This is a genomic window from Thiobacillus denitrificans (assembly GCF_001530125.1).
GTDB classification, from domain to species: domain Bacteria; phylum Pseudomonadota; class Gammaproteobacteria; order Burkholderiales; family Thiobacillaceae; genus Thiobacillus; species Thiobacillus denitrificans_C.
This window is the reverse complement of record NZ_LDUG01000007.1, coordinates 70,525-80,744: the sequence shown is the minus strand read 5'-3', so window position 1 is coordinate 80,744 and position 10,220 is coordinate 70,525. Positions and strand designations below refer to the sequence as shown.

14 protein-coding genes and 2 pseudogenes are annotated in these 10,220 nt (G+C 61.5%); 5 read left to right on the top strand and 11 right to left on the bottom strand.

Annotated elements, in window-relative coordinates:
* The 4 genes and pseudogenes from ABW22_RS02445 to ABW22_RS17140 form a co-directional block, all read left to right on the top strand.
* Nucleotides 1-259, top strand: a pseudogene (locus ABW22_RS02445) (hypothetical protein); the annotation flags it as partial.
* A 257-nt stretch (nt 260-516) separates the two neighbouring features.
* Nucleotides 517-708 (top strand): hypothetical protein, encoded by a 192-nt coding sequence (locus ABW22_RS02440; RefSeq protein ID WP_157648514.1) that lies wholly within the window; start codon nt 517-519, stop codon nt 706-708.
* The gene (locus ABW22_RS02435; protein ID WP_082708380.1) at nt 705-1,016 is read left to right on the top strand and encodes a glutathione S-transferase N-terminal domain-containing protein; all 312 of its coding nucleotides are present in this window, start codon (nt 705-707) and stop codon (nt 1,014-1,016) included. The genes ABW22_RS02440 and ABW22_RS02435 overlap by 4 nt, the downstream gene beginning before the upstream one ends.
* Nucleotides 980-1,105: pseudogene (locus ABW22_RS17140) on the top strand (ISAzo13-like element transposase-related protein); the annotation flags it as partial. The gene ABW22_RS02435 and the pseudogene ABW22_RS17140, both read left to right, overlap by 37 nt.
* 14 nt (nt 1,106-1,119) lie before the next feature.
* Here the strand turns inward: ABW22_RS17140 and iscX are convergent.
* The 11 genes from iscX to ABW22_RS02380 form a co-directional block, all read right to left on the bottom strand.
* The gene (gene iscX / locus ABW22_RS02430) at nt 1,120-1,320 is read right to left on the bottom strand and encodes a Fe-S cluster assembly protein IscX (protein WP_202813895.1); all 201 of its coding nucleotides are present in this window, start codon (nt 1,318-1,320) and stop codon (nt 1,120-1,122) included.
* Nucleotides 1,316-1,654, bottom strand: coding sequence for an ISC system 2Fe-2S type ferredoxin (fdx, locus tag ABW22_RS02425; RefSeq protein ID WP_059751642.1), 339 nt, complete (start codon nt 1,652-1,654; stop codon nt 1,316-1,318). Before fdx ends, iscX begins: the two co-directional genes overlap by 5 nt.
* 22 nt (nt 1,655-1,676) lie before the next feature.
* Nucleotides 1,677-2,450 (bottom strand): DUF3050 domain-containing protein, encoded by a 774-nt coding sequence (locus ABW22_RS02420; RefSeq protein ID WP_059751640.1) that lies wholly within the window; start codon nt 2,448-2,450, stop codon nt 1,677-1,679.
* Between the two features lie 4 nt (nt 2,451-2,454).
* On the bottom strand, nt 2,455-4,317 hold the full coding sequence (gene hscA / locus ABW22_RS02415) for a Fe-S protein assembly chaperone HscA (protein WP_059751639.1): 1,863 nt from the start codon (nt 4,315-4,317) through the stop codon (nt 2,455-2,457).
* On the bottom strand, nt 4,317-4,844 hold the full coding sequence (gene hscB / locus ABW22_RS02410) for a Fe-S protein assembly co-chaperone HscB (protein ID WP_059751637.1): 528 nt from the start codon (nt 4,842-4,844) through the stop codon (nt 4,317-4,319). Before hscB ends, hscA begins: the two co-directional genes overlap by 1 nt.
* A gap of 120 nt (nt 4,845-4,964) precedes the next feature.
* Nucleotides 4,965-5,288 (bottom strand): iron-sulfur cluster assembly protein IscA, encoded by a 324-nt coding sequence (gene iscA / locus ABW22_RS02405; protein WP_059751636.1) that lies wholly within the window; start codon nt 5,286-5,288, stop codon nt 4,965-4,967.
* Nucleotides 5,289-5,291: 3 nt separating this feature from the next.
* Nucleotides 5,292-5,678, bottom strand: a complete 387-nt coding sequence (gene iscU / locus ABW22_RS02400; protein ID WP_059751634.1) for a Fe-S cluster assembly scaffold IscU — start codon at nt 5,676-5,678, stop codon at nt 5,292-5,294.
* A gap of 21 nt (nt 5,679-5,699) precedes the next feature.
* On the bottom strand, nt 5,700-6,908 hold the full coding sequence (locus tag ABW22_RS02395; protein ID WP_059751632.1) for an IscS subfamily cysteine desulfurase: 1,209 nt from the start codon (nt 6,906-6,908) through the stop codon (nt 5,700-5,702).
* 44 nt (nt 6,909-6,952) lie between these two features.
* Nucleotides 6,953-7,417, bottom strand: a complete 465-nt coding sequence (gene iscR, locus ABW22_RS02390) for a Fe-S cluster assembly transcriptional regulator IscR (protein WP_059751630.1) — start codon at nt 7,415-7,417, stop codon at nt 6,953-6,955.
* Nucleotides 7,418-7,493: 76 nt separating this feature from the next.
* Entirely contained in the window at nt 7,494-8,252 is a 759-nt protein-coding gene (cysE, locus tag ABW22_RS02385; RefSeq protein ID WP_059751629.1) for a serine O-acetyltransferase, read from the bottom strand.
* Between the two features lie 35 nt (nt 8,253-8,287).
* Nucleotides 8,288-9,064 carry an RNA methyltransferase gene (locus tag ABW22_RS02380; RefSeq protein WP_059751627.1) on the bottom strand — a complete coding sequence of 259 codons (777 nt, stop codon included), beginning with the start codon at nt 9,062-9,064 and terminating at the stop codon, nt 8,288-8,290.
* Nucleotides 9,065-9,263: 199 nt separating this feature from the next.
* Between ABW22_RS02380 and ABW22_RS02375 the strand changes: the two genes are divergently transcribed.
* A complete protein-coding gene (locus ABW22_RS02375; RefSeq protein ID WP_059751625.1) occupies nt 9,264-10,070 on the top strand; it encodes an inositol monophosphatase family protein in 807 nt (268 codons plus the stop codon).
* The last annotated feature ends 150 nt before the right edge of the window (nt 10,071-10,220 follow it).

Here is a 10,220-nt window from a genome sequence, read left to right as displayed (position 1 = left end):
CGGTGCGATGGCATTTCACGCATTGGTGACACTCTCCATCGGCGCGGTGCTGGTGGACCCCACCCATTTCCATCAATATCAGGAAGTGGCGCGCGCCGCCTCCGAAGCCAAACACATGGCCAAACGCGTCGACGGCAGCAGCCTGTTCATCGACCAGCGCCGCATGCCTTTTGGCCGACGGCTGCTGGAGGAAACAAGCCCTATCCGGCCGGACGTCAGGTCAGAAGTCGCCTTCCCGCCGCTCTCCCACGCAATTTGACCCGCAGCACGCCGCCGCGGCTGCGGCCCAGTGCACGACCTCGGCTTTCCATTTCACAGCCTGGCGCCGGTTGGCGCTCATTACTCCAACAGCCGTTTGGCGCTGATCGTCAGCCTGGCTGACAATCTGTTTGGAACTTTCGACGTCGCCCGGTATAGCGCGGAGCATATCCCGCACGCCCGCTTCATCGGTTACGCGAGTGGGGGGCATCTATGGGTTGGGCACCAGTTGGGCACCAGAATGGAGTGATGTCGGAAATGGCTGCCTTTCTCCGGGAAGCGATGCAACCGGACGGTGACCCGACCGGGGCGCTTGGCATTGAGTTTGGGCGCAGTCTTGGCGAAGAGATCAGTCACACTGATGCTGCGCCCAACACCCGTTTCAATCCGGCCGTAACCTTCGCTAACGCGCCGAAGCACCCTTCCCTTGCCGCCATATCAAAACCATGACCAAGCTGACGATCTACCACATCCCCGTATGCCCTTTCTGTCAGCGACTGGAAATCCTGCTATCGCTGAAGGGCCGGCAAAACGACGTGCGTTTTCAGGTGATCGATATCACGCAACCACGACCCGCCTGGCTGCTGGAGAAGACACGCGGGACGACTGCGCTGCCTGTCCTGGAGACTGCTGACGGGCACATCATCAAGGAAAGCCTGGTCATCATGGAATATCTGGAGGCCATCTTCCCGGAGCGATCCGTTGCGCAGCGTGATCCCTATTGGACACCAACCTCTACCCAAAAGGCATTCGTGTAAGCGACGATGAACTGGAAATGGTTAACCTAACCAAGGCGCCATTCCACGGCGAATGGAACTACGCCATTGCTAATAACTGTTCAGGTTAAATCTGGACGGGCCCTTAGCTGACTTCGTCGATCCACGCCATCTGGATCGCTTCGAGGATTTTCTCGCCGGAGTGCTCGGGGTTATCGTCGAAATCCGGCAATTCCATGACCCAGCGATGCAGGTCGGTGAAGCGGATGCTGCGGGGGTCGATTTCGGGGTGCGCTTCGGTGAGTTCGATGGCGATATCGAGGGAATCCGTCCACTTCATTTCAATGCCCTTCCTTGACCATGTTGATGGTGTACTTGGGGATTTCGATCACCAGGTCTTCACCGTTGACGCGCGCCTGGCACGACAACCGCGACTGCGGTTCCAGCCCCCAGGCCTTGTCGAGCAGATCATCCTCTTCTTCGGTGGACGCTTCCAGCGTATTGAAGCCTTCGCGCACGATGACGTGGCAGGTGGTGCAGGCGCAGGATTTCTCGCAGGCGTGCTCGATCTCGACGCCATTGGCGAGCAGGGTGTCGCAAATGGTGTCGCCCGGCTTGGCTTCGATGACGGCGCCTTCGGGGCAGAGTTCGACGTGGGGCAGTACGATGAGTTGGGGCATAGGTTTGAGTTAGTTCAGTAAGTCAGGCGGCCTGGGCGTGTTGGCTGGGCAATGCTTTCAGCACACCGTCCCAGAATTGTAAGCGAGCGTTGACCGCGGCTTCGGCTGCGGCTTCGGCCTCGCGCCATTTATCGGCATCTTCGCCGCACAGGGCGGCGAGCAGGCGCAGCGACAGCGGCGCGTGGAAATCCTCGTCCAGGTGGACGTGGCGGTTGAGGTAGTAGTGGAAGCTGGGCGCCTGCGCTTCGGTCACCGCCATGCGCGACAGGAAGGCGCGGAACATCGACGGGATGACGTGCTCGCGCCCCAGCGCCAGCGCGGCGGCGACGGTGTGCGGCTTGCCGCTGGCAAGAAAACCAAAGGTAGTGCGGGTAAACGCAGCCGATGGCGCGGGCGCGAGACCCGAGGCGAGCGCAGCGTCGATCCCCTGTTCTGCCACGTGCTGCACGAATCGCTCGGGCGTGTCGGCATCAGCGTCGATTTCGCGCATGGCGGCGAGATACAGCATGAAATGGCTGGTGTGCCCTTCGTGTCCCGGCAAGGCGATATCGGTTTCCTCTTCCAGCACCAGTTCGTTGATGAAGCGCTGCACCGAGGCGTCACCGCCCGGCGTCCATGGCCAGCGCGCGGGAGCGACTTCATTCTGCAGGTACTTGATCAGCGACATGAAGTCCCACACCGAATAGACGTGGTGCTGCATGAACACGCGCAGGTCGTCCAGCGTGGACACGGCCGCGTAGATCGGGTGCACTTCGAGCTTGACCCGCAGGGATTCGATGAATTCATCGTTCAGCATGCGCTTAACCAAAGATTTCCAGTTTCTGCCCGGCCATCGCGCGGCGCACGTTCTGATCCATGCGACGCTGGGCAAATTCGGTGGTGGCCGCATTCAGCGCCTCGATGCCGCGCTTGATGGCCTTATGGTCGGTGCCGGCCAACAGGTTTTCAAGGGCAGCGATGCTGGCTTCGATCGCCACGGTTTCGGCCGCATCAAGCAGCGCAGCGTCTTCGGCCATCGCCGCGCGGGTGGCGGCGATCAGGCCCTGCGCGTCGACGATCTGCTCGTTCAGCGCACGCGCAAACATGTCGCCCTTGGCATACGTGAAGGCGTCCTTCAGCATGCGGGTGATGTCGTCGTCGGCCAGGCCATACGACGGCTTGACCTGCACGCTGGCCTCGACGCCGCTGCTCTGCTCGCGCGCCGACACCGACAACAGGCCGTCGGCGTCGACCTGGAAGGTGACGCGGATGCGCGCCGCGCCCGCCACCATCGGCGGGATACCGCGCAGTTCGAAGCGCGCCAGCGAGCGGCAGTCGGACGCCAGTTCACGCTCGCCCTGCAGCACGTGCACGCTCATCGCGGTCTGGCCGTCCTTGAAGGTGGTGAACTCCTGCGCGCGCGCGGTGGGAATGGTGGTGTTGCGCGGAATGACTTTCTCGGTCAGCCCGCCCATGGTTTCGAGGCCAAGCGACAGCGGGATGACATCGAGCAGCAGCCAGTCGTCGCCGGCGCGATTGCCCGCCAGCACATCGGCCTGCATGGCGGCACCGAGCGCGACGACCTTGTCGGGGTCGAGGTTGGTGAGCGGCGTCTGCTTGAAGAGCCCGGCCACGGCGTGGCGGATGCACGGCATGCGGGTGGAGCCGCCGACCATCACCACGCCCTTGACCTCGTCCACACTCAAGCCGGCATCGCGCAGCGCCTTGCGGGTGGGTGCCAGTGTCTTGTTGACAAGGCCGGTGGTCATGGCATTGAACGCGGCCTGGGTCAGCGTCGCGTCCATCATTTCGCCGGTCGACAGTACGGCGGTAACGCGCACTTCGGTGTGTTCGGTCAGGGCTTCCTTGGCGTCGCGCGCCTTGGTCAGCAGCATCCGCATGTCGCCCGCCGACAGCGGCGCAAATCGGCCCTGCTCGAGCATCCAGCAGAAGATGCGCTGGTCGAAGTCGTCGCCGCCCAGCGCCGAGTCGCCATTGGTGGACAACACCTCGAACACGCCCTTGGATAGCTTCAGAATGGAGATATCGAAGGTGCCGCCGCCGAGGTCATACACCGCATAGATGCCTTCGGACGCATTGTCGAGGCCATAGGCGATGGCCGCGGCAGTCGGTTCGTTCAGCAGGCGCAGCACGTTGAGGCCGGCCAGTTGCGCGGCGTCCTTGGTGGCCTGGCGCTGGGCGTCGTCGAAATACGCCGGCACCGTGATCACCGCACCGACGAGTTCGCCGCCCATGGAAGCTTCGGCGCGCTGGCGCAGCACCTTGAGGATTTCGGCCGAGACCTCGACCGGGCTTTTCACCCCGGCGGCGGTTTTCAGCTGCACCATGCCGGGCGCATCGACGAAGTGATACGGCAGGCTGGCGACGTCGTCGATGTCGGCAATGCCGCGGCCCATGAAGCGCTTCACCGACGCGATGGCGTTGTGGGGATCGCTGTTTTGCGCAGCCTGGGCGGCGTAGCCCACCTCCACGTCGCCGCTGGCACAGTAGCGCACCACCGACGGCAGCAGCGAATGCCCGGCTTCGTCGTCCAGCACCACGGCCAGGCCGGAGCGCACCGTGGCCACCAGCGAATTGGTCGTGCCCAGATCGATCCCGACTGCCAGCCGATGCTGGTGCGGGGCGGTGGTTATGCCAGGTTCGGCAATTTGCAGCAAGGCCATTAACTTTCCAGTTCTTCGTAGACGTCGCCTACTTCGGCGATGAGTTTGTCCATGAATCGCAGCTGGCGCACGGCTTCTGAGGCCGCCGCAAAATCGTGTGCGGCGTCGATCAGTTCGGCCAGTTGCGCCTCGATTCGGCGATGTGCCGCGCGCAGATCATCGGACAAGGCATCCAGCGCCGCTGCATTTTTCGCCGCGCGCGCATCCTCGACTGCCTCGCGCCATTCCATCTGCTGCATCAGGAACGCCGGCGCCATTTTGGTGTTGCTGGCGTCGAACGCGTCGATGCCCTGCAGTTTCAACAGATACACGCCGCGGTTCACCGCATGCTTAAGCGTCTGATACGCCTCGTTGACCTGCGTCGCCCACTGCATCGCCACCCGCTGTTCCGCCTCCGGCTGCGCGGCGAAACGGTCGGGGTGCACCGTGTTCTGCAGCTCGCGGTAGGCCGTGTCGAGCTTGTCGCGATCCAGCGCATACGATTGCGGCAGACCGAAGAGTTCGAAGTGGGTTTGGGAAAAGTCCATTTAGGGGTCAGGATTCAGGGATCAGGATTCAGGGGGCTTTGTGCTGCGCTTTATTTAAAATGCGGCCAGAGGCCGCACAAGAAACCCTGACCCCTGGCCCCTGAATCCTGACCCCTACTATCAAATGTTGAACGACTCGCCACAGCCGCACTCGTTCTTCACGTTCGGGTTATTGAACTTGAAGCCTTCGTTCAGGCCTTCACGGGCGTAGTCGAGTTCGGTGCCGTCGATATAAGGCAGGCTTTTCGGGTCGACGAACACGGTGACACCGTGGCTGGTGAACACCTCGTCGTCCTGCGGCGCCTCGTCGGCAAACTCCAGCTTGTAGGCCATGCCGGAGCAGCCGGTGGTGCGCACGCCGAGACGGATGCCGACACCCTTGCCGCGTTTGGCCAGGTAGTTGGAAACGTGTTGCGCTGCGCGCTCGGACAGGGTCACCGCCATGACTTACTCCATACCCTTTTTCTGCTTGTAGTCGGCGACCGCAGCCTTGATCGCGTCCTCGGCCAGGATCGAGCAATGGATCTTTACCGGCGGCAGCGCGAGCTCTTCGGCAATCGCGGTGTTCTTGATTTCCATCGCCTGGTCGAGGGTCTTGCCCTTGACCCATTCGGTCACCAGCGAGCTTGATGCAATCGCCGAGCCGCAGCCGTAGGTCTTGAACTTGGCATCCTCTATCAGGCCATCCTTGCCGACCTTGATCTGCAACTTCATCACGTCGCCGCAGGCGGGCGCGCCCACCATGCCAGTGCCGACGCCATCGTCGTCCTTGGTGAAGGAACCGACGTTGCGGGGGTTTTCGTAATGGTCGAGTACTTTATCGCTGTAAGCCATGTTTGTTCTCCTTGATTTAAATCAATGTGCAGCCCACTGCACGGTGTTCAGATCGACGCCTTCCTTGAACATCTCCCACAGCGGGGAAAGTTCGCGTAGTTTGCCAATCTTTTCATGTAACAGTTTGATTGCATAATCAACTTCTTCTTCAGTGGTGAATCGACCGATCGAGAAGCGGATCGAGCTGTGTGCCAGTTCGTCGCTGCGGCCGAGCGAGCGCAGTACATAAGAGGGTTCCAGGCTGGCCGAGGTGCAGGCAGAACCGCTTGATACCGCCAGTTCCTTGATCGCCATGACCAGTGATTCGCCTTCGACAAAGTTGAAGCTGACGTTAAGGTTATGCGGAACACGCTGCTCCATGTCGCCGTTCAGGTGCACTTCCTCGATGTCCTTGAGGCCGTTGTAAAGGCGGTCGCGCAGCATACGGATGCGCTCGTTTTCGGTCGCCATTTCTTCCCGGGCAATACGGAAGGCTTCCCCCATGCCGACGATCTGGTGAGTGGCCAGGGTGCCCGAACGCATGCCGCGTTCGTGACCGCCGCCGTGCATTTGCGCTTCCAGACGCACGCGCGGCTTGCGGCGGACGTACAGTGCGCCAATGCCCTTGGGGCCATAGGTCTTGTGTGCCGAGAACGACATCAGATCGACCGGCAGTTTGGTCAGGTCGATCGGCATCTTGCCGGTCGCTTGCGCCGCATCAACGTGAAAAATAATGCCTTTTTCACGACAGATATTGCCGATCGCTTCAATGTCCTGAATTACGCCGATTTCGTTATTGACCAGCATCACCGAAGCCAACACGGTGTCGGGGCGGATCGCCGCGCGGAACACGTCCAGATCGATCAGGCCGTTTTCCTTGACGTTGATATACGTCGCCTCGAAGCCCTGGCGCTCCATTTCGCGCACGGTATCGAGCACGGCCTTGTGCTCGGTGCGCACGGTGATGATGTGCTTGCCCTTGGTGCCCGAGTAGAAGTGGCCTGCACCCTTGATGGCGAGGTTGTTCGATTCGGTGGCACCCGAGGTGAAAACAATCTCCTTGGGGTTCGCACCGACTAGCGCGGCCACTTGAGCGCGCGCGTCCTCCACTGCCGCTTCAGCTTCCCAGCCAAACGGATGGGAGCGCGAAGCGGGATTACCGAAATGCTCGGTCAGATAGGGAATCATCTTGGCCGCCACACGGGGATCGACGGGAGTGGTGGCGGAATAATCGAAATACAGTGTTTTCATCGTGTTGCCCTTAATAGCTGAATCTGAGATAGCCCATTCCGGAGTCAGGCCGCCAGCGGCGTCACCTTCAACGCACGGCGATCCTGCATCACCTTTTCCTTGCATTCGTCCTGCTTGGCCACCAGGGTCGCCAGCGTCACGTTGTCGAGGTAGTCATATATATGGGCATTCAGGCCCATCCACAGGTCGTGGGTCATGCAGCGGTGCTCGTCCTGGCAGTTTTCCTTGCCGCCGCACTGGGTCGAATCGATGGGCTCGTCCACGGCGCGGATAATGTCGGCCACGCTGACGTCGCCGAGCGGCCGGGCGAGATAATAACCGCCACCGGGGCCGCGTACACTCTCGACCAGTTCGTGCCGGCGCAGACGGCTGAACAGCTGCTCCAGATACGACAGGGATATGTCCTGGCGCTCGCTGATGCCGGCCAGTGTCACCGGATTCTTGCCGCCGCGCAGCGCCAGATCCAGCATGGCGGTGACGGCGAAGCGGCCTTTGGTGGTCAATCTCATGACTTGTTCTCCTGAAATTTCGCTCGAACTATAAAATTCCCGAGCATTTCAGTCAACTATTGCTTACCTTAGCAATTTAGTCAACTATTTTGTTCAGATAGTTTGGGTCGAAATCGTCGGGCTGGTCCTGCCCGATCGGAATTTCCACGCCCAGCTTCTGCAACTGCGCCAGAATCAGCTCCAGCCGGTGGTCGACGTGGGCCGAATGATCGACCAGGCCGTGGATCGCCTGGACCACCGGGTCGTTCATGTCGGCCGATATGGCATAGGCCGAGAACCCGAGCTTTTCCGCCTGCTGATTGCGCTGCTTTTCGGCTGCGCTGTCGAGAATACGGGCGGGAATGCCGACCGCCGTCGCATTATCCGGCACGTCCTTCACCACCACGGCGTTGGAGCCGACGCGGGCATTGGCGCCGATGGTGATCGGGCCGAGAATCTTGGCCCCCGCCCCCACCACCACGCCGGGCATCAGGGTGGGATGGCGCTTGCCCTTGTTCCACGAGGTGCCACCGAGGGTGACGCCGTGATACAGCGTGCAGTCGTCGCCGATCTCGGCGGTTTCACCCACCACCACGCCCATGCCGTGGTCGATGAACACCCGGCGGCCAATGGTGGCGCCGGGGTGGATTTCGATGCCGGTGAGCCAGCGCCCGATGTGCGAGGTGAAGCGCGCCAGCCACTTCCATTGCATGCGCCACAGCTTGTTCGCCAACCGGTGGATGACCATGGCATGAAAGCCGGGGTAGGTGGTGACGACCTCGAAGGTCGTGCGCGCCGCCGGGTCGCGGTCGAACACGACGGCGATGTCTTCCTTGAGTTGGCTGAAGAGGTTCATGCGCTGAGGATGCTATTTCCGAGTAATTTAGTCAACTATTTCGCATCGGGGTTCCGTGCCGATAGCGCTGCACGCTTCGCGCCCTGCGCCGCGGTCAGTATCCCGCGCAGGATATTCACCTCCTCCTTCGCCAGCCGGGTGCGCGCAAACAGCCGCCGCAGTTTCAGCATCAGTTTGCTGGGCGAGCCGGGGTTGAGAAACTCCAACTCGGCCAGCGCGGTTTCCAGGTGGCCGTAAAACCGCTCCAGTTCGTCCCCCGTCGCCGCGTCCATTTCAGGCTGCGGCGTGCTCGCATGACCCAGCCAGGCCTGGCGGATTTCATAGCTCAACACCTGCACTGCCGCCGCCAGATTGAGCGAGCTGTAGTCCGGGTTGGCGGCTATCGTCACCAGCCTCTGGCACAGCCCCAGTTCCTCGTTCGACATGCCGCTGGTTTCGTTGCCGAACACCAGCGCCACCGGGGCGGCCTGCGCCTCGGTCAGCAGGCGAATGGCCGCTATGGGCGGGGTCAGCACCTCGGCCACGATGTCGCGCCGGCGCGCCGACACGCCCAGCGCCAGCGTGGTGTCGGCCAACGCCTCGGCCAGCGTGGCACAAACGCGTGCCTGCGCCAACACGTCGCCCGCGCTCGCGGCCATTGCATCGGCCTGGCTATTGGGAAAAACGGCGGGGGCGACGAGATATAGCTGCGACAGCCCCATCGTCTTCATCGCCCGCGCCGCCGCGCCGATATTGCCGGGGTGGCTGGTGCGGGTCAGCACGATGCGAATATTGGCGAGAAGTTTCGGGTCGGCTGAGTCCGTATGGTTCATAAATTCACGTGATGATCGCGCAGGATTTTGCTTTGTAGGGGAATTGGGGGATGGAGTGGCGTAGTTATTCATACGCCCGACTGAGCAAAGTTTCCATACGAAACAAAAGACCAGCGAGGGCACGTGAATTTATGAACCATACGGACTCGATACATCAAGTAAAATATATGTTCGTTCTTTGAATCTATTGCCAGACATCATGCATCCCATGCTCAATACGGCGGTGAAAGCTGCCCGCAAAGCCGGGGCGATCATCAATCGCGCCTCGCTCGACCTCGACCAACTCACCGTGCGCAGCAAGCAGGACCGGGATTACGTGACCGAGGTCGACCAGATGGCCGAGCGCGCCATCATCGAAACCCTGCTCGACGCCTATCCAAACCATGGGATTTTAGCAGAGGAGTCTGGCACGGCCGACGCCAAGAACGGCGAAGACTACCAGTGGATCATCGATCCGCTCGACGGCACCACCAACTTTCTGCACGGCCTGCAGCAGTATTCAATCTCGATCGCGTTGAAGCACAAGGGCCAGATCACCCAGGCCGTGGTGTACGACCCCGCGCGCAACGAACTCTTTACCGCCAGCCGCGGCCGCGGCGCCATGCTCAACGACCGCCGCATCCGCGCCAGCAAGCGCGCCAAGTTAAGCGAATGCCTGATCGGCACCGGCTTCCCCTTCCGCGATTTCAGATTCGTCGATGCCTACCTCAACATGTTCCGCGACATGATGCTCGCCACCTCCGGCCTGCGCCGCCCCGGTTCGGCCGCACTCGACTTGTGCTACGTGGCCTGCGGCCGCTATGACGGCTTCTGGGAAATGCACCTGCAACCCTGGGATCTCGCCGCCGGCAGCCTGATCGCGCAGGAATCCGGCGCGCTGGTCGGCAACTTCATGGGTGACGAAGGCTTTCTGGAGTCCGGCAACATCGTTGCCGCCACCCCGAAAATCTTTGCGCAGATGCTGCAGATCATCGCCCCGCACCTGCCGCCCGAACTGAAGGTCTGATCCCGACGCGCTTCCGTCCATGTCCATCGCCAAGGAGCCCACTGCCCACACGCCCATTGTGTTGGGACACTGACTCAATGCGCTGCCAGAAATCGACTTTCCCCTTTTGCAGCAACAGGTTAGGCCGAGGACGACCATCGCCTCACGAAG